At 71.7% G+C, this 24,701-nt stretch carries 23 protein-coding genes and 1 pseudogene; 8 read left to right on the forward strand and 16 right to left on the reverse strand.

The window, feature by feature from the left end; translation table 11 throughout:
- Positions 1-43: 43 nt before the first annotated feature.
- The 3 genes from ACH34T_RS31030 (at position 44) to ACH34T_RS31040 (ending at position 2,937) form a co-directional block, all read left to right on the forward strand.
- Positions 44-1,372, forward strand: a complete 1,329-nt coding sequence (locus ACH34T_RS31030; protein WP_396024487.1) for a threonine/serine exporter ThrE family protein — start codon at positions 44-46, stop codon at positions 1,370-1,372.
- Positions 1,373-1,460: 88 nt separating this feature from the next.
- Entirely contained in the window at positions 1,461-1,787 is a 327-nt protein-coding gene (locus ACH34T_RS31035; RefSeq protein WP_396024488.1) for a hypothetical protein, read from the forward strand.
- A gap of 10 nt (positions 1,788-1,797) precedes the next feature.
- Positions 1,798-2,937, forward strand: coding sequence for a DUF6745 domain-containing protein (locus ACH34T_RS31040; RefSeq protein WP_396024489.1), 1,140 nt, complete (start codon positions 1,798-1,800; stop codon positions 2,935-2,937).
- Between the two features lie 92 nt (positions 2,938-3,029).
- On the opposite strand, the gene ACH34T_RS31045 is transcribed toward ACH34T_RS31040, so the two are convergent.
- The 13 genes and pseudogenes from ACH34T_RS31045 to ACH34T_RS31105 all read right to left on the reverse strand — a co-directional run bounded on the left by ACH34T_RS31045 (position 3,030) and on the right by ACH34T_RS31105 (position 15,236).
- Complete coding sequence (locus ACH34T_RS31045; protein WP_396024490.1) at positions 3,030-3,416, reverse strand: ATP-binding protein; 387 nt, start codon at positions 3,414-3,416, stop codon at positions 3,030-3,032.
- A 105-nt stretch (positions 3,417-3,521) separates the two neighbouring features.
- Positions 3,522-4,370: an STM4011 family radical SAM protein gene (locus tag ACH34T_RS31050; RefSeq protein ID WP_396024491.1), complete on the reverse strand. Its 849-nt coding sequence runs from the start codon at positions 4,368-4,370 to the stop codon at positions 3,522-3,524.
- Complete coding sequence (locus ACH34T_RS31055; RefSeq protein ID WP_396024492.1) at positions 4,370-5,665, reverse strand: STM4012 family radical SAM protein; 1,296 nt, start codon at positions 5,663-5,665, stop codon at positions 4,370-4,372. Before ACH34T_RS31055 ends, ACH34T_RS31050 begins: the two co-directional genes overlap by 1 nt.
- Positions 5,662-6,462 carry an STM4013/SEN3800 family hydrolase gene (locus ACH34T_RS31060; protein ID WP_396024493.1) on the reverse strand — a complete coding sequence of 267 codons (801 nt, stop codon included), beginning with the start codon at positions 6,460-6,462 and terminating at the stop codon, positions 5,662-5,664. Before ACH34T_RS31060 ends, ACH34T_RS31055 begins: the two co-directional genes overlap by 4 nt.
- Positions 6,450-7,562 (reverse strand): STM4014 family protein, encoded by a 1,113-nt coding sequence (locus ACH34T_RS31065; RefSeq protein WP_396024494.1) that lies wholly within the window; start codon positions 7,560-7,562, stop codon positions 6,450-6,452. Before ACH34T_RS31065 ends, ACH34T_RS31060 begins: the two co-directional genes overlap by 13 nt.
- Before the next feature lie 58 nt (positions 7,563-7,620).
- On the reverse strand, positions 7,621-8,592 hold the full coding sequence (locus ACH34T_RS31070) for an STM4015 family protein (protein ID WP_396024495.1): 972 nt from the start codon (positions 8,590-8,592) through the stop codon (positions 7,621-7,623).
- A gap of 105 nt (positions 8,593-8,697) precedes the next feature.
- The gene (locus tag ACH34T_RS31075) at positions 8,698-9,513 is read right to left on the reverse strand and encodes a MetQ/NlpA family ABC transporter substrate-binding protein (RefSeq protein WP_396024496.1); all 816 of its coding nucleotides are present in this window, start codon (positions 9,511-9,513) and stop codon (positions 8,698-8,700) included.
- 20 nt (positions 9,514-9,533) lie between these two features.
- Entirely contained in the window at positions 9,534-10,190 is a 657-nt protein-coding gene (locus ACH34T_RS31080) for a methionine ABC transporter permease (RefSeq protein WP_396024497.1), read from the reverse strand.
- Positions 10,191-10,621: 431 nt separating this feature from the next.
- Positions 10,622-11,596 (reverse strand): annotated as a pseudogene (locus ACH34T_RS31085) (methionine ABC transporter ATP-binding protein); the annotation flags it as partial.
- Between the two features lie 406 nt (positions 11,597-12,002).
- Complete coding sequence (locus ACH34T_RS31090; RefSeq protein WP_396024498.1) at positions 12,003-12,812, reverse strand: DUF4097 family beta strand repeat-containing protein; 810 nt, start codon at positions 12,810-12,812, stop codon at positions 12,003-12,005.
- A gap of 284 nt (positions 12,813-13,096) precedes the next feature.
- Positions 13,097-13,744 (reverse strand): LuxR C-terminal-related transcriptional regulator, encoded by a 648-nt coding sequence (locus ACH34T_RS31095; RefSeq protein WP_396024499.1) that lies wholly within the window; start codon positions 13,742-13,744, stop codon positions 13,097-13,099.
- Entirely contained in the window at positions 13,732-14,427 is a 696-nt protein-coding gene (locus tag ACH34T_RS31100) for a sensor histidine kinase (RefSeq protein WP_396024500.1), read from the reverse strand. The genes ACH34T_RS31095 and ACH34T_RS31100 overlap by 13 nt, the downstream gene beginning before the upstream one ends.
- On the reverse strand, positions 14,418-15,236 hold the full coding sequence (locus ACH34T_RS31105) for a sensor domain-containing protein (RefSeq protein ID WP_396024501.1): 819 nt from the start codon (positions 15,234-15,236) through the stop codon (positions 14,418-14,420). Before ACH34T_RS31105 ends, ACH34T_RS31100 begins: the two co-directional genes overlap by 10 nt.
- Before the next feature lie 374 nt (positions 15,237-15,610).
- On the opposite strand from ACH34T_RS31105, the gene ACH34T_RS31110 reads away from it, so the two are divergent.
- The 4 genes from ACH34T_RS31110 to ACH34T_RS31125 all read left to right on the forward strand — a co-directional run bounded on the left by ACH34T_RS31110 (position 15,611) and on the right by ACH34T_RS31125 (position 18,434).
- Positions 15,611-16,180, forward strand: a complete 570-nt coding sequence (locus ACH34T_RS31110; RefSeq protein WP_396024502.1) for a hypothetical protein — start codon at positions 15,611-15,613, stop codon at positions 16,178-16,180.
- A 40-nt stretch (positions 16,181-16,220) separates the two neighbouring features.
- Positions 16,221-16,802, forward strand: a complete 582-nt coding sequence (locus tag ACH34T_RS31115) for a TetR/AcrR family transcriptional regulator (RefSeq protein WP_396024503.1) — start codon at positions 16,221-16,223, stop codon at positions 16,800-16,802.
- Between the two features lie 80 nt (positions 16,803-16,882).
- On the forward strand, positions 16,883-17,629 hold the full coding sequence (locus ACH34T_RS31120; protein ID WP_396024504.1) for an SDR family NAD(P)-dependent oxidoreductase: 747 nt from the start codon (positions 16,883-16,885) through the stop codon (positions 17,627-17,629).
- A 112-nt stretch (positions 17,630-17,741) separates the two neighbouring features.
- Positions 17,742-18,434 carry a class I SAM-dependent methyltransferase gene (locus tag ACH34T_RS31125; protein WP_396024505.1) on the forward strand — a complete coding sequence of 231 codons (693 nt, stop codon included), beginning with the start codon at positions 17,742-17,744 and terminating at the stop codon, positions 18,432-18,434.
- A gap of 38 nt (positions 18,435-18,472) precedes the next feature.
- Here ACH34T_RS31125 and ACH34T_RS31130 read toward each other — a convergent pair whose 3' ends face one another.
- The gene (locus tag ACH34T_RS31130) at positions 18,473-19,636 is read right to left on the reverse strand and encodes a lactate 2-monooxygenase (RefSeq protein ID WP_396024506.1); all 1,164 of its coding nucleotides are present in this window, start codon (positions 19,634-19,636) and stop codon (positions 18,473-18,475) included.
- Positions 19,637-19,783: 147 nt separating this feature from the next.
- Here ACH34T_RS31130 and ACH34T_RS31135 point away from each other — a divergent pair, with 147 nt between their 5' ends.
- Positions 19,784-22,273 carry a DNA topoisomerase (ATP-hydrolyzing) subunit A gene (locus ACH34T_RS31135; RefSeq protein WP_396024507.1) on the forward strand — a complete coding sequence of 830 codons (2,490 nt, stop codon included), beginning with the start codon at positions 19,784-19,786 and terminating at the stop codon, positions 22,271-22,273.
- An 85-nt stretch (positions 22,274-22,358) separates the two neighbouring features.
- On the opposite strand, the gene ACH34T_RS31140 is transcribed toward ACH34T_RS31135, so the two are convergent.
- Together ACH34T_RS31140 and ACH34T_RS31145 are read right to left on the reverse strand one after the other, a co-directional pair.
- Positions 22,359-23,174 carry a nucleotide exchange factor GrpE gene (locus tag ACH34T_RS31140; RefSeq protein ID WP_396024508.1) on the reverse strand — a complete coding sequence of 272 codons (816 nt, stop codon included), beginning with the start codon at positions 23,172-23,174 and terminating at the stop codon, positions 22,359-22,361.
- Complete coding sequence (locus ACH34T_RS31145; protein ID WP_396024509.1) at positions 23,171-24,685, reverse strand: Hsp70 family protein; 1,515 nt, start codon at positions 24,683-24,685, stop codon at positions 23,171-23,173. The genes ACH34T_RS31140 and ACH34T_RS31145 overlap by 4 nt, the downstream gene beginning before the upstream one ends.
- Positions 24,686-24,701 lie beyond the last annotated feature (16 nt).

The following is a 24,701-nucleotide window of genomic DNA, read 5'->3' on the forward strand; positions in this document are numbered from 1 at the left end:
AATGGGCGCAGCGGAACGCTTGCGACGGACGTGGCAGGTCCTGATGGACCACACACCCCCCGAACCGCCCGAAGAGGAACCCGGCGAGGTCGTCGACCCGCGGGCGGTCGACCTGGTCCTGCGCGTCGGTGAACTCCTCCTGGCCAGCGGCGAGACGACCGAGCGGGTGAACGAGGCCATGCTCGGCCTGGCGGTCGCCTACGAGCTTCCGCGTTGCGAAGTCCAGGTCACGCTGACGAGTCTCCTGGTGTCGGCCCATCCCGGTAAGGGCGAACCGCCGGTGACGGGGACGCGTGCCATTCGGCGCCGTACACCGGCCTTCTGGCGGCTCACTGCGCTGCACCAGCTCGTGCAGGACGCGTCCATCGGGATGCTGGAGCTTGACGATGCTCACAGGAGGCTCGCGGAGATAAAGAGGGGCAATCCTCCGTACCCGGCCTGGCTCATGGTCGTGTCGCTGGGGCTCATCTCCGCCTCGGGCAGTGTGCTGACCGGTGGCGGGCCGCTCGTGGCGACCACGGCGTTCATCGCCACCCTGCTCGGCGACCGCGCCGCCGCCGCGTTGGCGCGCCGCGGCATCGCCGAGTTCTTCCAGCTGACGGTGGCCGCCGCGATCGGCGCCGGAGCGGCGGCGATCGTGGTGGCGATGGGCAACCCGGGCCAGGCCGCGACGGTCGTCACCGGTGCGATCCTGGCGCTGCTGCCGGGACGTCCGCTGGTCGCCAGCATCCAGGACGGCATCACCGGCGACCTGGTCAGCGCCGGGGCGCGGGTGCTGGAGGTCTTCTTCATGATCGCGGCGATCGTGTCCGGGCTGGGCGCGGTCGTCTATCTCGCGGTCAATCTGGGCGTGTCCATCGATGTCCGGCATCTGCCCTCCCCGGCGGCCGAGCTCGAACCGGTCGCGGTCATAGCGGCGGCCGCCATCTCGCTGACGTTCGCGGTGTCGCTCGCCGTGCCGCGTGCCGTGCTGACCGCCGCGGCGCTGGGCGGCGGACTGATGTGGGTGCTGTACGTCCTGGCGCGTGGGTGGGAAGCTCCACCCGTGCTGGCGGCGGCCATGGCGGCCACCGTCGTCGGCGTCCTGGCGAACTGGCTGGCGCGTAGGCACGGGCAACCCGTGATGCCGTTCGTCGTGCCGGCCATCGGGCCTCTGCTGCCCGGAACCGCGCTCTACAGGGGGATGGTCGAGCTCAACACCGGATCCCCTGAGGCGGGTGTGCTGAGCCTCATCGGCGCCGTGTCGGTGGCCCTCGCGCTGGGCGCCGGCGTCAACCTCGGCGGGGAACTCGTCCGGGCGTTCCAGCACGTCGGGTTGAGCGCGTCCGGACGCTGGGCCCGGCCCGCGGCCCGCCGTACCCGCGGCTTCTAGCGCGGCCGTCACGCGCGACCGCCCGCGCGTCGTCCGCGGACCGTCTCCCGGCGGTCGTTTTGTCGGTGGCGGACGTTACGTTCGCGGCATGTACCGACAGGGAGACATCCTGATCCTGCCCGTGCCCGAGGAGGCGGTTCCGCGGTCCGTCCGCGACCTGCGGCCGGCGCCGCGGGACGGACGGGGACGCATGGTCCTGGCACTCGGGGAGGCCACCGGGCACGCGCACGCGCTGTCCGCGCCCGGGTCGCTGATGCGCGCGCCCGACCCGCTCACCCCGGACCATCTGCATCTGCCGTCCGGCGGACGGCTGGTCCACGAGGAGCATGCGGCGATCACCCTGCCGAAGGGCTGGTACCGGGTGATCCGCCAGCGCGAGTACGTGCCCGGCGCCGTCCGCGTCGTGGCCGACTGAGGGGCCCAGGATGCTCACCGCGACAGCACGCGAACCCCACTTCGTGGTCGGCGACTGGCAGTCGGCGGCCTTCGGCACCGGTCCCGCCGACCGTGGCCGGGCGGAGGCCGGAGTCGCAGCGGCGTACGCGGCCGCCGGTCTGGACGCTCCCGAACGGTACGTCTGGGTGCCCTCCCCCGCGCGCGGGGCCGTGGCGGCGGCCGTCCTGGCCGGGCACGGCGACGCGCTGACGGCGGCCGGGCTGGGCGCGCTGGTCGATCAGGCCTGGGCCGACCTCGGAGACGGCGCCGCGGGGACGAGCGTCCTCGCCGAGGTCCGGACGCGTCCATGGGAGGCCGAACGCACCGCGGCCTGCTCCGAACAGGGGCCGGAGCAGTGGCCGCAGGTGTGGGCCGAGACGGGCGGCCTGCTCTGGAACCAGGTCCAGGCGTTGGTCGCGCGCGTGCGCGGCGCCGTCGGCGACCTCGTCGGCCTCGCGGAGGCCGACGTGACCGACGCGCAGGCGGAGGCGACCGCGTCCCTCTTGCGCGGCGCCACGCTCGACGCCGTCCTCGGCCAGCACGACGCGCCGTGGCTGGCGCTGTTCGAGACGCTCGGACGGCTGGACGGCCCGCTGGCCGGTCTCGCCGAGGCCGCCCGGTCCACCGGCTGGTGGTGGCCCTACGAGCGGCTGGTCGTCCTGTCGGAGCGGCCCGGCGAGCTGCACAGGGACGAGCCCGGACGCCTGCACCGCGGCGACGGCCCGGCCCTCGCCTACCCGGACGGTTTCGCCCTGCACGCCTGGCGCGGGATGCCGATCCCGCCCGATTTCGTCGACTCGTTGACGGGCCTCACGGCCGCGCGCATCTCGTCCGAGGAGAACGCCGAGCTGCGCCGGGTGATGCTGGAGATCTTCGGCTACGACCGCTATCTGGCCGAGACGGGAGCGCGTCCCCTGCACCGGGACGAGACGGGCGTCCTGTGGTCGATCGATCTGCCCGGCGACGAACCCGTGGCCATGGTGGAGGTGGTGAATTCAACGCCGGAGCCGGACGGAACCCACCGCACTTACTATTTGCGCGTCCCGCCCGGCACTCGCACAGCGCGCGCGGGCGTCGCCTGGACGTTCGGTGTGGACGAGGCCGACTACCACCCCGAGAAGCAGACCTGAGCCCACGGACGGCCGGGACGTCCCCGGCCCCGGCGGGTGTCCGTTGGTCGCACTTCCCCAGTCACCAACGGACGCCAGCCCCGCTCCCGCCCTCACGGCGTGACGGTCTGTGCCCAGGTGACCTTCCCGTTCGCGGTGGAGCGCCAGCCCCACGACCGTGAGAGCGCGCCGACGAGCATGAGGCCGCGACCGCTCTCGGCCTGGAGGTCGGCCAACGGCGCCTGCGGGCCCTCCGGGTTGTCGTCCCACACCTCGACCATGGCGGTCGTGTCGTCGGGCAGGGAGACGACCAGCGTGATCGTGGTCGCGTGCCGGATCGCGTTGGTGACGAGCTCGCTGGTGATGAGTTCGAGGTCGCCGTTGACGTCCTGGCGGTTCCAGCCCGCCATGGCCGCGCGCACCGTGTCGCGCGCCGCGCGCACGGCGGCCTCGACCGGCCTCAGCGCGAGGACGAAGTGAGGACGCTGTAAATGGTCCACGGATCCGCCTAGGTTTCACCGGTTAACGCAAGCATGCGCTCTCACACGCGCGCCGCGCATGGGAACCGGTCCGATGGCGCCGTGACCGGCTCACGCCCGTCCTGCTCACGCGAGGAGGGCCGGGATCCGTTCCAGGACGCCTCCGGCGAAGGTGTCGTACAGGCCGAGTGGTTCGAGGTGGACGTAGCCGATGTGGCAGTCGCACGTGTCGAGCGGGCAAGGGCGTGGGGTGAGGGCGTTCCGGAACGAGCCGTCGTAGAGGTTGCCCAAGACGGCGGGGACGAAATGGCAGCGGCGTACGGTGCCGTCGCCGTCCACGGAGACGACGGTGTGGCCCGTCTTGCAGGCGAGGCCGCGGCTGGAGTGCGGGCGGCGGCTCAGCGGGAACAGGGGGTCGATGGCGGTCCAGGCGTCGGCTTCCGCGTCGTCGTAGACGTGGCCGTCGGCGGCGTTGACCCACAGGTACGTCCCGGCGGGCAGGTCGGCGCGGAGGCACCGGGCGGCGCCGAGGTGCTCGGTCAGGCCGACGATGCCGACGCTGAACCGCACGCCGCGCGCCGCCAGGTCGCGGCACTTGCCGAGGAAGCGGTCGTAAGGCACCTGGCCGGGGTGGTAGGTCGCCCATAGCGCGAGGCGGGCGGGGTCGGCGTCGGACGTCCACGAGACGCGGTGACTGAGGTTCGTCTGGATCGCGACCCGCTCGACGTGCGGCAGGTGGCTCAGGTCGACGAGGGCGCGCCGGTACCAGGATCGGACGAGGCCCTCGCCCCAGGGGGTGAACAGGACGGAGACGCGGTGGTCTTGGGCGGAGATCCAGGCGGTGAAGCGTTCGAGTGCGGCGCGGTCGGCGCGGAGCTGCTCCGGTGTGTCGCGACGCTTGGCGAAAGGGCAATACGGGCAGTCGTAATCGCAGCTGGCGAGCGACCCCCTGTAGAGGATGGTCAGGTGCTCCATCAGCGGGCCTCGTAGGACGCCATCAGCGCTTGGACGCGCGGTGAGAACAGTGCCGGGCCGATGGCGTCGGAGTAGGCGAGCCCTTCGGGAGTCAGCCGGATGGTGTCGTCGGACGTCTCCAGCCATCCGCGGTCTTGGAATGACTTGAGGTCGGCGGGGAAGTCGTTCAGTGGATCTGTGCCGAAGCGCGACCGGTAGAGGCTTCGGTCTAGGCCGGATGCTTGCAGGAGGGATTGGACGAGGTGCCGACGGCGGCGTTCGTCGTCGTCCAGGTGGAAACCGACGCGGGCGGTTGTGAAGTCGTCCTCGCGTATGTAGTCGTCAATGATTGAGCGGACGTGCCTTGTCTCGACCGCGTATTCAAACGAGTAGTGAAGGCTGGACGTGTAGGAACGGGCTCCGCAGCCCAGGCCGACCATGCCGTCGGATTGGCAGCAGTATTCGGTGCCATTGCCGGTGCCGGAGGAAGAGGCGGGTGGGATGCGGAACATTCGCATCGACACCTGCTCGTAGCCTTCGGCCAAGAGGTGGTCACGGCCGATCCGGTAGAGGGTGGCGCGGTAGTCGTCCCAGTCTTGCGCGCGATGTTCGAGACCGGTCTTCGGACGGACATAGAGGGGATAGAGATAGACCTCCTCCGGACGCCAGGCCAGGGCGGCGTTCAGGGAGTGCATCCACGTCGCGGGCGTCTGACCGTCGATGCCGTAGATGAGGTCGATGTTGAGGGTCGGGAAGCCCGCCGCACGGATGCGGTCCAGCGCCGCCTCGACTTCGGCGCGTTTCTGAGGACGGACGGCCGCGCGGGCCTCTTCGTCGAGGAAACTCTGGACGCCGATGGAAATCCGGGTCGTTCCGCGTTCGGCGAGCACTGTCAACCGGTCGGTGGTCGCGGTGGCCGGTGACGTCTCCACGCCCAGCGGAATCGCGCCGAATCCCGGGAACCGTCCGGCGATGTCGCAGAGCCGTTCCAGTTCGGGTGCGGTGAGGTAGGTCGGTGTGCCGCCGCCGAACGCCGCGGTGGCGAACGAGCCGTCGCCGTCCAGGGCGTCCAGGACGGCGGTGGCCTGCCGGTCGAGCGCGTCCAGGTAGGCGTTGGTCAGCTCTTCGGGGGCGCCGGTGCGGGTGAACAGGTTGCAGAAGCCGCACCGCATCTCGCAGAAGGGCACGTGTAGATAGAGGAAGAGCGTGTCCAGAGGCTCGTCGGCCCATACGTCGCGTAGGGCAGGTGGTGTAGGCAGCGGACGGTAGGCGGTCTTGTGCGGGTACGCGTACACGTACGCCTGGTACTGGTTCACGACAGAACGAACTCCCCGTATGGGACGGTCCAGACGACCTCGTGGCCGATGCGGTGCCCGGTGTGGCCGTCCTCGCCGTAGGCCGTCCCGTGGTCTGAGCAGACGATGACGAAGCAGGGGCGGCGCATCAGGGAGAACAGCCGGCCGAGGTGGGCGTCGACATGCCGGAGTGCCGCTGCGTGGCTGGCGCGCGTGTCCCCGTCCGAGGGGGCGGCACCGTCCAGGTAGAACCAGTTGGGCTGGTGCAGGGACGCGACGTTCAGCAGCAGGAACAGGCGGCGTTCGGCATGCAGCCGCGTCATGATTTCGGCGACGCGGTCGATTTGGTTGGGCAGCGACTCCGGATCGGTCACTCCGAACCCGCGTTCCCAGTGGCTCTCCGCGAACAGCGACGGCAGCGCGGATCCGAGCGGTGTCTGCTTGTTGAAGAACCCGACGCCGCCCACGCAGACCGTGTAGTACCCGGCGGCTGCGAGGCCAGACGGCACGTCGGCGGCATCGAACGTCCAGGTGCCGTCGGTGGTCGTCTCGCTGCCCGGGAACGTTCCGGCGAAGAGGCGTGGGTGCGGTCCAGGCGACGCGGGCGTCGGCAGGAACCCGGCGAGCATCGCGGTGTGCGCGGCGTAGGTGAAACTGCCCGGCGTGTGGCGGCGCTCCCAGCGCCCTTCTGGGAGAAGCCCGGTCAACGTGGGCGTCTCACCGGACGCGGCCAGTTCGGCGGCCACGTCGTAGCGCAGCGTGTCGAGGGTCACCAGCAGCACGTCGTGGCTGCCGATGACCTGGTTCATGTCGTACATGCGGGCAATGCGGCTCTGATCTGAGCGGCATGTTTGATCTGGGCGGCATAGGTGTCCAGGCCCTGGGCGAGGCTGCCGGGCAGACCGGTCAGGCCGGGCAGCAGATCGCCGAACGCATTGACCTCGCAGACGGCGAGGCGCTTCATCCCATGGCCGACGAGCAGGTCGACGCCGACCATGAGACTGCCGGGGAAACAGGCGGCGGCCCGCGCGCACACGTCTAGTGCCTGTTGCCAACCGTTCTCCCCAAGGGCGCGTTGCACCGCCGCCAGGTCGCCCCTTGCACCGCCCAGATGCAGGTTGGTCATCGGGTGACGGCTCGTCCGGACGACCGCGTGCGTGGGTTCACCTCCGATGACGACGACACGCAAATCGAACACGCGGCCGCCGACCGTCGCCTTCGGCAGCCAGCGCTCCACGTGGAGACCGTCCGGTGCGAGCGCGTCGATGAGAGCGGACACCTCGCCGTCGGTCTCGTAGGAGCGGACGCGCAGCGAATTGAACAGCTCGTCCCCCGCCATGAACGCCGACGTGACCGCCCGCACCCGGCCCGGCCCGGCGTCGGACACGGTGCCGGGCGCGGTCTGCAGTGCGACCACGCCGGACGCGGACGAGCCGTGCGCCGGCTTGACGAACACCCGCCGCTCCCCCGCCTCGTCCATCCGGGAACGAAGCGCCGCGTAGCCGTCGACCTGCGGCAGGGCGGGCGGTACCGGCACCCCGGCGGCCCGGAGGCGGGCGTGCGCGAGCCGCTTGTCGAACATGACGCCGATCTCCTCGACGTCGCCGAAGATCCGCGCCCCGGCCGCCGACGCCGCCGCGGACAGCCGGCCCAGCGCCGCCGTGAACGTCCGGTACCAGCGCGCCCCGCCGCCCACCCGGGCCGGTGCGCCGGGGCCGCGCAGCAGCGCGTCGGCGTCCCGGTCCTCGCCGGGCGAGTCGACGCGCAGCAGGTCGCCCGGCCGGAGGACGATCTCCGCACCGCGCAGCACGTCCGTCCAGGCGATGAGGCGGGGCTCGGGCAGCCCGGACGACCGGCACGCGGCGGCGAACAGCACGGTACGCCGGTCGCCGGGCGTGCCGACAACGACGAACGTCATCCCGAACCCGCGGCGCGCCGACCAGCCGTCGTGGCGCGGTGATCGGCGGTGGGCCGGGTCATTCGGACACCGCGATGTAGCGCCAGTCGTCGTCCGGCTTTCCCTGGTCGTCCAGGTCGACGTCGACGCCGGGCAGCGCCGCCTTCACCCGCTCCACCATGGCGTCCGACAGGAAATGGTGGTGCAGGTCGAGTTTGCGCAGGTGCGTGAGCGGCTGGCCGGACAGCAGCGCCTCGGCGCCCTGGTCGGTGAGGATGCCCATCGCGAGGCTGAGCGACTCCAGTCGCGCCACGACGGGCGCGCCCGCGACCGCAGCCGCGATCTCGTCCTGGAGCTCGCTGTCCTCCAGGCCGAGGTGGCGCAGCGCGGGGAACCGCTCTCCGCCGAGGAACGGCGCGAGGTCGGCGACGGTCGCGTCGCCGCCGTAGTTGTCCTCGCCGAGCCACAGGTCGAGGTGCTCCAGGTTCGGCAACTCGCTCGCCCCCACCGCCTGGACGATGTGCCCCGGCAGCCCGCCCGACTCGAACCGCAGCACCTTCAGCTTCTCGTTCTTGACCGGTTCGAGCCGCAGCCCCTGCGAGCCGCGGATCTCGAACCGCTCCAGCGCGGGAAACGTGGTGAACAGCGGCGAGATGTCGGAGAGCTCGATCCAGGAGATCTCCGCCTCCTCGCCGGTGATGTCGCCGAGGAACAGCGCCTTCAGCTTCGGGAAGGACGCGGCCGCCCCGCACAGCAGATCGACCGGGTCGGCGACGCCGTCGTCGTAGGACGCACCCCAGTAGCCGATGATCAACGCGGTGACCTCGGTGGTGTCGATCGTCCGGAGGAACCGCGCGAAGATGTCGCCGAACGGCTCCTCGCTGAAGGACGTCCCGACGTACCAGGCGGCCTCGGCCGCGGGCGGGAACTCCCCGGCGGGCGCCGCGCCGCGGCCGTCGTCCTCCTCCTCGGTGTCGTCGGGCCCCGTCTCCTCGTTGAACGTGGCAACCGGAAGTCCGGCGTACTCCTCAAGGTGCTCGTAAACGCCCATGGGTCCCCTTCGCGAGCGAGATCGTCGGCCCATGCCTATCAGGACCGGAGGACAGTACGCCGCGATTTCCCGCGTTTCCCGGCGTTCCCCGGCGTTCCCGCGCGATTAGGTCGCGATGAGCACCGACCCCTTGTACTTGTCCTCGACGAACTTCTTGACCTCGGGCCCCTGCAGCAGTTGGACGAGCTTCTTCACGCGCGCGTCGTCCTTGTTCTCCGGCAGGGTCACGACGCCGTTGGCGTACGGGTTGCCCTCGGGCTTCTCGGCGGCGAGCGCGTCCTTGTTCGGCGCGAGGCCCGCCTCGATCGCGTAGTTCCCGTTGATGACCGAGAGGTCGACGTCGTCCAGCGACCGCGGCAGTTGCGCGGCCTTCAGCGGCTTGATCTTCAGGCCCTTCGGATTGGACGCGATATCGCGCTCGGTCGCGGTGGAGGGCGCGTCCGGCTTCAGCGTGATGAGGCCGTTTCCGGCGAGCAGCTTGAGCGCACGTCCCTCGTTGGCCGGGTCGTTCGGGACGGCGACGGTCGCGCCCCGCGGCACGTCCTGCAGGCTCGTCGCCTTCTTCGAGTACACGCCGAGCGGTTCGAGGTGGACGGGCGCGACGAACGACAGCGTCGTCCCGGACTTCTTCTCGAACTCCTTCATGAACGGCACATGCTGGAAGTAGTTGGCCGTGACCTGCTTCTCCTTCAGCGCCGTGTTCGGCTGCTGGTAGTCGCTGAACGTCACGACGTCGAGCTTCAGCCCGGCCTTGGACGCCAGATTGTCCTTGACGTACGTCAGGATGTCGCCGTGCGGGACCGGGTTGACCGCGACCTTCAGCGGGGCGTCCGGGTCGTCCGACGCCGCCGACGAGCCGCAGGCGGTGAGTCCCGCGAGGAGACCGACGGAGGCCAGCGCGACAGTGATCTTGCGAAGCACGACAGGTGCCTTTCTCTTCGTTATCTATGGGTCAGGCGCCGGGCCGCGAGGTCCCCCGCGGCCTGGATGATCAGGACCAGGACGATGAGCAGCGCGACGGTGGCGACCATGACCTTGGTCTCGAAGCGCTCGTAGCCGTAGACGACGGCGAGGTTGCCGAGCCCGCCGCCGCCGACCGTCCCGGCCATCGCCGTGTAGCCGATCAGCGCGATCACGGTGACGGTCAGCCCGGACACCAGGCCCGGCCGCGCCTCGCGCAGCAGGACCTTGCCGACGATCTCCCGGCGGGTGGCGCCCATCGCGTCCGCCGCGGCGATCACGCCCGGGTCCACCTCGCGCAGCGCGATCTCGACGAGCCGCGCGTAGAACGGGATGGCGCCGACGGTCAGCGGGACGATCGCGGCCGCATTCCCGATGCTGGTGCCGACGACCGTCCGGGTGAACGGGATGATCGCCACCATCAGGATCAGGAACGGCAGCGACCGCCCGATGTTGACGACCACGCCGAGCACCTTGTTGACCGGCGGCGCGGGCAGCAGCCCGCCGCGCTCGGTGACCACCAGCAGCACCCCGAGCAGCAGCCCGAGGACGGCGGTGAACAGCGTCGCCACACCGGTCATGTAGAGGGTGTCGACCGTGGCGGGCCACAGCAGCGGAGTGACCTCGTCCCAGCTCATCGAACGTCCTCCTCGACACCGCGCACGGCCTCAACTTCGTGAGCCGTCCCGGCGTCCCGCGCGGCCTCAACTTCGTGAGCCGTCCTGGCGTCGGGCGCGGCCTCGACTTCGTGGGCCGTCTTGGCGTCGGGCGCGGGCTCGGCGTTGGGCGCGGCCTCGACTTCGTGAGCCGTCCTGGCGTCGGGCGCGCGCTCAGCGTCGGGCGCGGCCTTGGTGTCGTAGGCCGTCCTGGCGTCGTGCACGAGCTCAGCGTCGGGCGCGGCCTTGATGTCGTAGGCCGTCCTGGCGTCGGGCGCGGCCTCAGCGTCGCGCGCGGCCTCGACATCGGGCGCGGCCTCAACTTCGCGGGCCGTTTTGGCGTCGGGCGCGGGCTCGGCGTTGGGCGGGGGCTTGATGTCGTGCGCCGTCTTGGCGTCGTGGGCGGGGGGCTTGACGGTTACGGCGAGGCCGGCTTCGCGGAGGAAGGCGATTTGCGCGGCGTTCAGGGACGGGTCGCCGGGGAGTTCGAGCTGGAGGCGTCCGACGCGTTCGCCGCCGACCGTCTCGACGGCGCCGCCGAGGATGTTGACGTCCAGGGAGTACTTGCGGGCCAGCGCCGACACGACCGGCTCGCCGGTGGCGCCGCCGACGAACGTGACCTCGACGAGTGTGTAACCGTCGCGGGGCTCGGCGGGCGGCAGCGGGAACAGGCCGCGGGCCAGCTCGGACCCCGGGCGGGCGAGCAGCTCGGGCACCGGGCCCTGCTCGGTGAGGCGGCCGTCCCGCATGACGGCGGCCGAGTCGCAGATGCTCTTGACCACGCCCATCTCGTGGGTGATCAGCAGGATCGTGAGGCCGAGCCGCCTGTTGAGGTCGCGCAGCAGGTCCAGGATCGACGCGGTCGTCTCCGGGTCGAGAGAGGACGTCGCCTCGTCCGAGAGCAGCACCTTCGGCCGTCCGGCGAGGGCGCGGGCGATGCCGACGCGCTGCTTCTGCCCGCCGGAGATCCGCGCCGGGTACGCCTTCGCGTGACCGGCGAGCCCGACGAGATCGAGGAGCTCGGCGACGCGGCGGGCCCGCTCGGCGCGCGGGACGCCCATGACCTCCAGCGGGAACGCGACGTTGCCGGCGACGGTGCGGCTGCCGAGCAGGCCGAAATGCTGGTGGATCATGCCGATGCCCTGGCGCGCCCGGCGGAGCTCGCCGCCGCGCAGCGACAGCAGGTCCCGGCCGTCGATCACGACGCGGCCCTCGTCCGGACGTTCCAGCAGGTTGACGCAGCGCAGCAGCGTGCTCTTCCCGGCGCCGCTGCGTCCGAGCACGCCGAAGACCTCACCCTCGGCGACGGTCAGGTCGACGCCGTCGACGGCGGTCACCTCGCGGCCACGGCCGCGGTAGACCTTTCGGAGTTTTTCGATCTGAATCACAGGAAATCAATCCATGCGGACGGAGGGCCGCCCCGGCGGGGCGGCGATGAACAGGTCAGAGCTGGTGGGGATATGGCCGGCGGTGTGGTCGGACATGGCCGATCGCACGCTCGGCGCGCCTGGGCTCAGCCGAGCAGGAGCGCGCTCAGGAGCGGCCAGGCGGGTACGGGGTGTGGCTCAGCAGATGGCGTTCGAAATACATGCACGACTCGCGTGTCGGGGTTCGCTCGCTTCGGGGCGCGAGGCTCAGGCAGGGGCCCTCAGCGGTCACACATTCGACGGCAGCACATACGCCGCACGGCCCGCGAATTCTGCGGGCGGTGCTCGGGGCACAGGCGTACGGAGGTCATGTCAGCAGTTAACCCGCTCCACACAAATGACGCAAATTCGAGCGGTGTGGTGGCCGTCACTCGTCTTCGCGGTAGTCGAGGTAGGTGTCGCCCGACCCGCTCTGGACGGAGATGCGGCGCGGCGAGGCGTCGTCCACGACCGCCTTGTTGAGGTGCGCGGCTCCCGGGCCCGTCCAGCCGACGACCTGGTAGACCGAGCCGGGCGGGACGATCATCTTGACCGTCCCGGAATGGGCCACCGCCTCCACGGCGTCCGGCGGCTCGGCGAAGCGGAGGTCGAGCAGGCCGGACGACACGTCGGCGCGGACCCGCCGCGACGCCAGCCCGGTCGCGACGACCTTGCCGGACCTGGCCCGGAGCCGCAGCCGTCCGCGCACGTCCGCGACCCTGACCTCGCCGGAGCCCGTCCGCAGGTCGAGGTCGCCGCTCAGTTCCCGGACGCTGAGCTGCCCGGATCCCGACACGGCCGACACCCGCACCCCACGCGGCACCCGGATGTCGATGTCGCCGCCGCATTCCCGGCCGCTGATCAGGCCCGGCCCGTTGCAGCGGAACATGAGGAAGAGCACGTCGCCCGCCACCGACTCGGTGACGTACGGCTTGCGAACCCCCCATCTGAGCTGCCGGTAGACGCGCGCCTCGCCGTCCGGTCCCGGGCCGACGGACACCTCGGCGCCGCCGATGTCCAGCCGCAACTCCTTGATCGCGTACCGGTGGACGGTGTCGGACGTCATCGTCTGCCGGATGACGCGCCCCCACGCCGTGAGACCGGCCGGGACCACCACGACCAGCACGGTCGCGATCGCCAGGACGATCCATTTCCCGCGCCGCCGGGGCCGTCCGACAACCTGATCGCCCCCGCCCACCCCTGAACCGGCAACCCCGGAACCGCCCACCCCTGAACCGGCAACCCCGGAACCGCCCGCCCCTGAACCGGTAGGCCCGGAACCGGTCGATCCTGAACCGGCTAGCCCGGAAGCGGTTGGTCCGGAAGCGGTCGATTCTGAACTGGCTGGCCCTGAACCGGCTGGCCCGGAACCGGCTGGCCCGGAACCGGCTGGCCCGGAACCGGCTGGGTCTGCGGTGGGCGGTTCGGTGGCGGAGTGGTCTCGCGGTGTTGTCCGGGCCTCCGTCCTGGAGTCGCGGGCGGTCATGTCTCGCCCTCCAGGAAGCGGAGGACGGCGAGCACGCGGCGATGGTCGCCCTCGGTGTGCGGGAGGTCGAGCTTCGCGAAGATGTTGTTGATGTGCTTGGCGACCGCGCTCTCGCTCACCACCAGCGCCGCGGCGATGCCCGCGTTGGAGCGGCCCTCCGCCATCACCGCCAGGACCTCCTTCTCCCGCGGGGTGAGCCGGTCGAGCGGGTCGCGGTGCCGCCGCAGCAGCAGCTGGGAGACGACCTCGGGGTCCAGCGCGGCGCCGCCGGACGCGACCCGCCGCAGCGCGTCCAGGAAAACCGAGACGTCCGCGACCCGGTCCTTGAGGAGGTAGCCGATGCCGCTGGTGCTGGTCGACAGCAGGTCCGCCGCGTACCGCTCCTCCACGTACTGGGACAGCAGCAGGACGGACACCTCCGGCGACTCCCGCCGCATGACCAGCGCGGCCCGGACGCCCTCGTCGGTGAAGCCGGGCGGCATGCGGACATCCACGATGGCCGCGTCCGGGCGGTGCGCGCGGACGGCGGCGAGCAGCCCGTCGGCCTCGCCGACCGCCGCCGCGACCTCGAACCCGGAGGTCTCCAGCAGCTTGATCAGCCCGGCGCGGAGCAGGACGGAGTCCTCGGCGATCACAACGCGCACGGCAGCTCCACGGTGACGGTCGTCGGTCCCCCCGCGGGGCTGGTGATGCGGAACGTGCCGTCCACGGACCGGACGCGCCGCGCGAGCCCGGCCAGCCCCGTCCCCCCGGACGAGCCCGCAGCACCCGACGACCCCGTCCCATCAGACGACCCCGTCCCACCGAACGAACCCGCGCCGCCGAACGAACCCGTCCCACCGAACGAACCCATCCCACCGAACGAACCCATCCCGCCGGACGAACCCGTCCCGCCGGACAAGCCCGTGCCGCCGGACGAACCCGTGCCGCCGGACGAGCCCGCGTCGCAGGAGGTGCCCGTGTCGCCGGACGGGTCGGTGAGGCCAGACGGGGCGGCGCCGCCGATGCCGTCGTCGGTGACGGTGACGTGCAGCACGTCGCCGCGCCGGATCACGGCGACGTCCACCTCGGTGGCCCGCGCGTGCCTGGCCACGTTGGTGAGGGCCTCGGACACGACGAAGTACGCGACGGCCTCGACGGTGGACGAGGCGCGCGGCTCGACCTCGACCCGCAGCCGGACGGCGACCGGCACCCGCGCGGCGACGCCGGACAGCGCGGCGTCCAGGCCGCGGTCCTCCAGCACGGCCGGGTGGAGGCCGCGGATCAGGGTGCGCAGCTCGGTCAGCGCCTCCTTGGCCTCCTCGTGCGCCTCGACGATCACCTGCATGGCGTCGTCCGGGACCCCGCCGAGGGTCTCGCTCGGGCGAGCCCGAGGTTCAGCGCGAGCGAGACGAGCCGCTGCTGCGCCCCGTCGTGCAGGTCGCGCTCGATGCGGCGGCGTTCGAGGTCGGCGGCGTCCACGACGCTGGCGCGTTTCTCGGCGAGGTCCTCGACACGCCGCTCGAGCTCCTTCGCGCGGTCGGGGCCGAGCAGCGCGGACGCGGCGCGGGCGTCCAGCCGGCGGACGCCCGCCGCCGCCCACGGCGCCGCCGCCAGCAGCAGCACGCCCACCGCGGTCAGGGCGACGATCCGCGCCGGATGGGCGACGGGGTTCATCGGGCTGGACGGCGGCAGCGCCCACCCGTACAGCCCGGCCCCGGTGAGGGCCAGCCCGCTCGCCCACGCGGCGATGACGCCGAGACCGCCGAGCGCCAGGAACGGCCCCGCGACCATGTGGTACTGCAGGACCCGCCACAGCTCAGGCGAGCGCAGATAACGCGGCGTGTAGCGCGGACGCCCGTCGTCGAAGCCGGGCATCCGCGGTATGTGCAGGCCCAGCATCGCCCAGCAGCGTTCCCGCTGCCAGGTCGTCAGCGGCCGCAGCACGAGCAGCACCAGGACGACCGACGTGCCGGCGAGGAACAGGATCTTGACCGACTTCGCCGGTGTCCAGAGCGTCCAGAGCGAGCCGGCGATCAGCCATCCGGCGGCCTGGAGCGGCACCCCGGACGCGACGAACGCGGTGTCGCGCCACGCCGTCGCCGACCACGGAGCGTGCACGCGGGCACGTGGCGCGGTCCCGGAGGTGGATGCCATGGAGCAACCGTATTGCCCCGTTTCGCGGGCCACCATGAACCGGGCCTCAGGTGCGGGGTGAACCTAGTGCCACCCCTTGCCGCGACACCGAGGTGACTGACGGTGAGAGGCAGGACGGGTGGCAACGCGTGGACGGGAGTACGCCAGACGGGTGAAACCAGACGAGCCGGACCTCTAGAGTGTGTCCACACGTGGGGCCCTCTCGCGGGAGGGCCCTTTGTCCTGCCCGTTGTCCTGCCAGCTTGTTCTGCCAGCTTGTTCTGCCTGCTTGTTCTGCCCGCAGGATCGTTCTGCCCGCAGAATCGCCCCAGCTGCATGATTTGCCCTGCCTGCACGATCCAGAGGTCTCGCGACATGAACGACCACCCCGCAACATGAACGACCACGAGGTGCGCGAGGAGTGCATGCGGCTCCTCAAGGACGGCCTTCCCCACCCGGCTCCCGCCGCCTTCGCCGACGGACGGGACTTCCTTCCGCTCGGGCTCGACATGGACGGCGACGTCGCCGTTGTCACGTTCCTCCACCAGTGGGGCGACGTGGCGTCCGGCTTCATCGAGGGCTGGACGTTCCACCGCCGCGACGGCGAGTGGATGGAGCTGGGCGGCGCCGGCGGCTCGGCCCCCGAGGAGCCGCTGGCGCGCCGCTCGTCCGGGGAGATGGGCCGGCACCTGCTGAAGTACGGGTCTGGCCGGACGGTCCGGAACGCCAACCGGCTGCTGCCGTGGGGCGCGAAGTGGGTGAGCGAGGCGCGGCTGCGGGCGTCGGCGGAGGTCGTGCGGATCCGGGTCGGCAAGCGGCTGCTGGACGTCCCCGCGCACGGGCACGTGGCCGTGGTGTGGGGCGCGCGCCGCGGCCCGGTCGTCGAGGCGCTCGCCGCGGACGGGTCGGTGCTGGACGCCCTGGACCTGGACCGTCCGGCCGTCCCCGCCCGCCCTCAGCTCTGATATTTGACCGTTCGTTCTCGATAGGCCTATCGTCGTCGGCATGCCACGGACGAAGGAGTTCGACCCGGACGAGGCGCTCCGGCGCGCCCTGGACCTGTTCTGGGAGCGCGGGTACGAGGCGACGTCCATGGCCGACCTCGTGGCGCATCTCGGCGTCGCCCGCGCCAGCATCTACGCGACGTTCGGCGGCAAGCACGAGCTTTACCTGAAGGCGTTCGAGCACTATCTGCGGACGACGAACCCGGCGCTCGCGGAGGCGCTGTCGCAGCCGGGCCCCGTCCTGCCCCAGGTCCGGAGGCTGATCGAGCGCTATGCCGCGGAGTCGGCCCGCGACCGGCCGCGACACGGCTGCTTCGTCGTCAACACCGCGGTGGAGCTCGCCGCCCGCGATCCGGAGGCGGCCCGGCTGGTCGAGGCGAGCTGGACCTTCCTGGAGGCGTCGCTCACCTCGGCGCTCACCCGCGCCCGCGCGCAGGGCGAGCTATCCCCCGGCCGCGACCCGCGCGCGCTGGCGCGGTTCCTGGTCGTGTTCTTCCAGGGCCTTCGCGTGCTGGGCCGCGCGCCCGCCGACGACGACCGCCTCCACGACGCGACACGCGAGGCGCTGGCCGTCTTCGACTGACCTTTCCCTGCCTTCCCGCCCCGGCGGAGCCTCCTTCACTCCAATTCAAGAACGATCAATCTAGTATTAGGAGCCAGGCCATGACGTTCGACCGCAGGATCGCGCTCATCACCGGCGGGGCCGGCGGCATCGGCCGCGCCATCGCGCGCGCCTTCGTCCGCGAGGGCGCCACGGTCGTCCTCGCCGGACGCGACGCGGACGCGCTCACCGACGCGGTCAAGGAGATCGGCCCGTGCGCCGACCATGTCGTCGCCGACGTCACCGACACGTCCGCCGTCGCCCGGATGGTGGAGACCGTCGTCGCGCGCCACGGCGGCCTCCACGTCGCCGTCAACAACGCCGGAATCCTCGCCGCCGCCGGACCGCTCGCCGACATCGACGAGGCCGCCTGGGACGACGTCCTCGCGGTGAACCTGACCGGCGTGTTCCTGTCGATGAAGCACGAGATCGCGCACATGCGCCGCCTTGGCGGCGGGACGATCGTCAACATCGCGTCCAACATCGGGTCGCACGGCCGCCGCCCGGGACTGGCAGCCTACGCGGCGTCCAAGGCGGCGGTCAGCGTCCTCACCCGTGCCGCGGCCCTCGACCACATCGCGGACGGCGTCCGCATCAACGCCGTCAGCCCCGGCGCCAGCGACACGCCCATGTCGCTGCTCCCCGGCGAGACCCGCGCCGAGCGCGTGGAGCGGATGCGCACGGCCTCCCCGTCGGGACGCGTGGCCGATACGTCCGAGGTGGCGGAAACAGTGCTGTGGCTGGCGTCGGACGCGTCGAGCCACGTTGTCGGGCACGACCTGGTCGTCGACGGCGGAACCACCGCCTGACACACTCCGACACGCCACCGACCCGCCACCGACGCGCCACCGACGCGCCGCCTGCCTGGGCGCCGATCCCCAGCGGCGCTTTTCAGGGCTGTTCACCGGGCAGACTCAGTCCATGGCCCTCACACCCGACTACGACTCGGACCCGGAGCGCTTCCGCCTCGCCTCCAGGGTCACCAGGAAGTACCTGATCGGGGCGCGGAGCCTGCACGACCACATCGCCGCGAAACTGCTGCACGGCGAGCCGTCCCGCGTCCTGGACATCGGCTGCGGGGAGGGCGCGCTCAGCGACGCCCTCCCCCACCCGCCGCCGTTCCGGCTGGTCGGGCTGGACGCGTCCGCCACCCTCCTGCGCGCGCATCCGCGGCCGCGCGTCCGGGCCGACGCGCTGCGCCTGCCCTTCAGGGACGGGACGTTCGACGCCGCCGTCGCCGTGAACATGCTCTACCACCTGGACGATCCCGGTCTCGCGCTCCGCGAGGCCCGCCGCGTCCTCGCCCCGGGCGGCGTCCTGCTCGTCACCGCGATCTGCCGGACCGACAGCCCGGAACTGGCCCACGTCTGGCGTCCCGAGCCGACCACGTTCGACGCGGAGGAGGCCCCGGCCCGCGTCTGCGAGGTGTTCGGCGAGGTCGAGGTGGAACGGTGGGACGCGCCGCTGCTCACGCTTCCCGACCACGACGCCGTCCGCGACTACCTGATCGCGCGCCACATGCCCCGCCCGGAAGCGGCCGAGGCGGCCCGCCGCCTGCGAACGCCCCTCCCGGTGACCAAACGAGGCAGCCTGGTCCTGGCCCGCCGCTCCTGACGCCCGTCCGTACCAGCCGCTCCTGACGCCCGTGTTTGTCACGCGCGCACGAGGATTTCCGGGTTGAGTTCGTCCGGACGGGTGAAGCCCGAGAGCGCCAGCGTCAATTCCAGTTCGGCCTGGAGGCAACGCAAGACGTGCCGTACGCCCGCCTCACCCGCGAGCGCCAGCCCATACGCGTACGGACGCGCGACCAACACCGCCTTGGCGCCGATTGCGAGCGCCTTGGCGATGTCCGATCCCGTGCGGATTCCGCTGTCGAACAGCACCTCCGCCTGGTCGCGGACGGCCTCGACCACACCCGGCAGCGCGTCGAGTGAGGCGACGGCGCCGTCCACCTGGCGTCCGCCGTGGTTGGAGACGATCACGCCGTCCATGCCCGCGTCGACGGCCTGGCGGGCGTCGTCCGGGTGCTGGATGCCCTTCAGCGCGATCGGGCCGTCCCAGTGCTCCCGCAGGAAGATCAGGTCGTCCCAGGTCAGGGCGGGGTTCCCGAAGTTGGCGACCCAGTGCAGGATCGCCTGGTCCCGGTTGGCGCCGGTGATCGGGCCGCCGACCATGCCCTGGAACACCGGGTCGCTGAGGTAGTTGGCGATGCCGATGCCGCGCAGGAACGGCAGGTACGCCTGGTCCAGGTCGCGTGGACGCCACGCCAGCGTGAACGTGTCGAGAGTGACGACGAGGGCCGTGTACCCGGCCGCCTTAGCCCGCTCCAAGAAGCTGACGGCGAGATCCCGGTTCTTCGGCCAGTACAGCTGGTACCAGCGCGGACCGTCGCCGTTCGCGTCCGCGACGTCCTCGATGTTGTGCGAGGACGCCGTGCTCAACACCATCGGTACGCCCTCGGCCGCGGCCGCCCGCGCGACGGCCAGCTCACCGTCGGGATGGAGGATCGACAAGACGCCGACGGGCCCGAGCAACAGGGGACACGGCATCGCGCTGCCCAGCACCTGCACGGACAGGTCGCGGTGGGTCACGTCCCTGAGCATCCTCGGCACGATCCGCCACCGGTCGAACGCCGCGCGGTTGGCCCGCGCGGTCGCCTCGCTGCCCGCCGCCCCCGCCACGTACCCGAACGCCCGCGCCGACAGCGACCGCTCGGCGAGACCCTCCAGCCTCGTCAGGTCCGTCGGCAGTGCCGGGACGGCGTCGCCGAGCCCCTGCAGATAGATCGAGTTCTGGAAGTCGGCCAGCGCGCTCAAGGATGCCTCCACCTGCGGGAACCGGAACCGTCCGGCACCAATCTGCCAGGTCGGCGGGAGTGACGGAACGGCACCGATTCGGCGAACGGGACGCCACACCGGGTGGGGCGGGCGAAAGATGTCCCCGGGACCGGCAAGAATGTGGGCATGGCACGACGCGGATCCCAGGCCCCTCCCCCGCCGCCGGACTTCGAAGAGAACATCGTCGACGTCGATGTCTCCGACGAGATGCGCGGCAGTTACCTCGAGTACGCCCTCTCGGTCATCTACCAGCGGGCGCTCCCCGACGTGCGCGACGGGCTGAAGCCCGTCCAGCGCCGGATCCTGTACTCGATGAACGAGATGGGGCTGCGCCCCGACCGCGGGCACGTCAAGTGCGCCCGCGTCGTCGGCGAGGTCATGGGCAAGCTGCACCCGCACGGCGACAGCGCGATCTACGACGCGATGGTGCGGATGGCGCAGTCCTGGGCGATGCGGATGCCGCTGGTCGACGGGCACGGCAACTTCGGGTCGCTCGGCGGCGACGACATGCCCGCCGCGATGCGGTACACCGAGGCGCGCCTGTCCCGCGAGGCGATGCTGATGGTCGCCTCCATCGACGAGGACACCGTCGACTTCCGCCCGAACTACGACGGGCAGGAGACCGAGCCCGAGGTCCTCCCCGCCGCGTTCCCGAACCTGCTGGTGAACGGCGCGTCCGGCATCGCGGTCGGAATGGCGACGAACATGGCGCCGCACAACCTCGGCGAGGTCATCGCCGCGGCCCGGCACCTGATCGACCACCCGGACGCCACGCTCGACGACCTGATGCGCCACGTCCCAGGCCCCGACCTGCCCACCGGAGGCAAGATCGTCGGCCTGGACGGCATCCGCGACGCCTACGCGAACGGCCGGGGAACGTTCCGCACCCGCGCCACGACGACCATCGAGAACGTGACGGCGCGCCGCAAGGGCATCGTCGTCAGCGAGCTCCCGTATGCCGTCGGCCCGGAGCGCGTCAAAGCCAAGATCAAGGAACTGGTCAACGCGAAGAAGCTCCAGGGCATCGCCGACCTGAAGGACCTCACCGACCGCAACGTCGGCCTCCGCCTCGTCATCGAGATCAAGAACGGGTTCAACCCGGAGGCCGTCCTGCAGGACCTCTACCGGCTCACGCCGATGGAGGAGACGTTCGGCATCAACAACGTCGCGCTCATCGACGGGCAGCCGCGCACCCTCGGCCTCCGCGACATGCTGCAGGTCTACGTCGACCACCGCATCGAGGTCGTCCGGCGCCGCTCGATGTTCCGCCGCAAAAAGCGCGAGGACCGCCTGCACCTCGTGGACGGCCTGCTCGTCGCCCTGCTCAACATCGACGAGGTCATCCAGGTCATCCGGCAGAGCGACGACGCCGCGCAGGCCAAACAGCGCCTGATGCAGATCTTCGAGCTGTCCGACATCCAGGCCCAGTACATCCTCGACACGCCGCTGCGCCGCCTCACCCGGTACGACCGGCTCGAACTGGAGAAGGAGAAGGAGCAGCTCGCCAAGGAGATCGCCCAGCTGACCGCGATCCTCGAATCGGAGCGGAAGCTGCGCGGCGTCGTGTCCAAGGAGCTCGGCGAGGTCGCGAAGGAGTTCGCCACCCCGCGCCGCACGATCCTCCTCGAATCGTCCGGGCAGACCGCGGCGTCGGCCGTCCCGCTGGAGGTCGCGGACGACCCGTGCACGGTGCTGCTGTCGTCCACCGGGCTCATGGCCCGCACGCACGGCCCAGGCCCGCTGCCCGACAGCGGGCCCCGCGCCGCGCACGACGTGCTGACGTCCGTCGTTCCCGCCACGGCGCGCGGCCAGGTCGGCGCGGTGACGTCGCACGGCCGCATGATCCGCGTCGACGTCCTCGACCTGCCGACGCTTCCGGCGTCCGCGACGCCGCCGTCCCTGGCGGGCGGCGCCCAGGTCACCGAGTACGTCGACCTGGAGCCGGACGAGACGGTCGTCGGCATCGCCGCCGTCTCCGAGGAGGGCGGCGGCCTGGCCCTCGGAACCGCGCAGGGCGTGGTCAAACGGGTCGTCCCCGAGTTCCCCGCAAACCGCGACGACTTCGAGGTCATCGGCCTCAAGGACGGCGACCGCGTCGTCGGGGCCGTCCAGCTCCTCTCCGAAGACCAGCACCTCGTCTTCATCACCACCGACGCGCAGCTGCTGCACTTCGCCGCCTCGATCGTCCGGCCCCAGGGCCGCGCCGCGGGCGGCATGGCGGGCATCAAGCTGGGCCCGGACGCCCGCGTCCTGTGGTTCGGCGCCATCGACCCGGCCCGCGAGGCGCGCGTGATCACGATCTCCGGCTCGTCGTCCGCGCTGCCCGGCACCCAGACCGGGGCGATCAAGCTCGCCGACTTCGCCGAGTTCCCGTCCAAGGGACGCGCGACCGGAGGCGTCCGCGCGCACCGCTTCCTCAAGGGCGAGGACGTCCTGCTCCAGGCATGGGCCGCGCCGACCCCGCTGCGCGCCGCGTCCGCCAACGGCAGACCGGCCATGCTGAACGTGACGCTCGGCCGCCGCGACGGTTCCGGCGAGAAACTCGACAAGCCTCTCACCGCCATCAGCGGCCCCCTCGGCCCCCCGCCCCCGGACGAAGACGAACCCGAGGAGTGATGCGCGCAGATCCCGGGCACCCGCACCGCGCCCGGGACCTGCGCCGTCCCTCGGCCGCGGTCTCCGGCCCCGTCTAGGCCGGAGCCTACGACGGAGGCACCGGCCCGGTTTCGGGCGGCTCCCCCAGCTCGGGCGCGTCCACCAGTCCGGGCACGTCCACCGGCTCGGCCGCATCCATCGGTCCGGCCGCATCCATCGGTCCGGCCGCAGCCGTCGGCCCGCCCGCGTCCATCAGCTCGGCCGCAGCCGTCGGCCCGGGCGCGCCCATCGGCCCGCCCGCAGCCGTCGGCCCGCCCGCAGCCGTCGGCCCGCCCGCAGCCGTCGGCCCGCCCGCAGCCGTCGGCCCGCCCGCAGCCGTCGGTCCGGGCGCAGCCGTCGGTCCGGGCGCGTCCATCGGTCTGGGCGCGGCGGTTGGTTCGGGGCGGTTCGGTGGTTCGGGCGGTGGGGCGGAGACGACGACGCGGGCGGGCCGGAAGACCCAGGATCCGTGCGCCAGGCCGCGGGAGTGGACCTCCAGCACCGTCCCGGGCGGCGTCCCGGGAGCCAGGCGGACGCCGACCGCCTCATGCCGGGACGGGTCGAACGGCCCCGACACCGGCACCTCGGTGACGCCGTGCAGGTCGAGCAGCTGGAGCAGCTCCGCCCGGATCGAGGCGATGAACTCCGGGTCGGGCCCGGCATAGCGGTCGAGCCGGTCGAGGACGAGCGCCAGCCCGTTGACGAAGGGATGCAGGTATTGGCGGAACGGCCCCGACTCGGCCTGGCTCAGCCGCTCGCCCAGCTGCTCGATGAGCCGCCGCTTGTCCCGGTCGTCCTGGAGGCGCCTGCGGAACAGGTCGGTCAGCTCGTCCAGGCGCCGGAGCACCTCGCCCGTGCCGGCGGGCTCCTCGGGCCGGGTCACAGCACGTCCACGGTCTTCAGTGCCGTGGAGAGGCCGGTGACCTGCCCGGCGTCGAGATTGCGCGGCCTTTCCAGTTCGACCTCTCCCAGCGAGCGGTCGTTGGTGAGGTCGATGAGCTCCACGTGCACGACGCCGTCGATGTCGTAGGACATGACGACCTTGATCGGCGCTCCCTTGGGCAGGCCGCCCGGAAGCGTGATCGGACGCTCCACCAGCTTGGTCACATAGTCCGGATCGTCGTCGTCGCCTTCGGTGACCTGCAGGTCGAGCCTGCGCTGATGGTGCGCGACCGTCTCGAACACCTGGAACTCCTGGCACGGTATCCGGGTGTTCTTGGCGATGATGATCTGGTTGTAGTCGGTGACGAGGTCGTCCTCCACCGCGATGACCCCGAGGCCCTGCGACGTCACGTCCTGGATCGTGTACGGGATCTCGGCCTCCGGCCTGTCCCGCCTGGCCAGCTCGTGCTCCGCGACGATCGCCGCGCCCAGCGCGATCGCCTCGTCCGGGTTGACGGACGTGTCCGGCGCCTTCCCCGAGACGCGCTCGATCATCTCGCGCACCATCGGCATCTTCGTCGACCCGCCGACGAGCAGCAGGCGGTCGATGCCCGTCCAGGAGAGCCGCGCCTCGTCGAGCACCTCGTCGACGGCGTCGGCGGTGCGGGCCAGCAGGTCCTCGGTGAGCCGCTCGAACTCGTCCCGGGTGACCGTGACCGTGTAGGTGCCCTGCGGGTCGCTGAAGAACAGCCGGGTCTGCGCCGTCCGGGTCAGCGCGTGCTTCGCCTGCTCGCACTTCTCGCGCAGCTCGCCCTGGAGCCGGCCGTCGTCGTTGAGATCGGGACCGCCCCGCGCCAGCACCTCCCCGGCCACATGCTCCATCAGCCGGTTGTCGAAGTCGAAGCCGCCGAGGTTCCGGTCGCCGGTGGTGGCGATGACCTCCAGCTCGTCGCCGCCGACCCGCATCACCGTGACGTCGAAGGTGCCGCCGCCGAGGTCGTACACGAGCAGGGTGCCGGACGGCATGTCGCCGCTGCCGAACGCGATGCCCGCGGCGGTCGGCTCGTTGATCAGCCGCAGCACGTTCAGGCCCGCGATCTCCCCGGCCTGCCGGGTGGCGGTGCGCCGCGCGTCGTCGAAATAGGCGGGCACGGTGATCACGACGTCGCGGACCACCTCGCCGAGCGCCTCGGCGGCGTCCTCCGCGAGGCGCCTGAGGATCAGCCCGGACAGTTCCTCCGCGCCGTGCACCCCGCCGTGCGAGTCGGCGAAGCTCCAGCCGGGGTTGCCCATCTGCCGTTTCACGAATTGCACGCAGTCGTCCGGCAGGTCCTTGGCCGCGTTCTTTGCGGTCTTTCCCACCAGCACTTGCCCGGCGTCCTGGAACAGCACGACGGACGGGGTGAGGTGGTCGCCCTCGCGGTTCCAGAGCAATTCCGGCCGTCCGCCCGGCCTGATGACGGCGGCGGCGCTGAAGGTCGTGCCGAGATCGATTCCTATCGCATGTCCCATCGGATTCTCCCGTTCC

Source organism: Actinomadura sp. 9N215 (assembly GCF_044326345.1).
Lineage (GTDB): Bacteria > Actinomycetota > Actinomycetes > Streptosporangiales > Streptosporangiaceae > Spirillospora.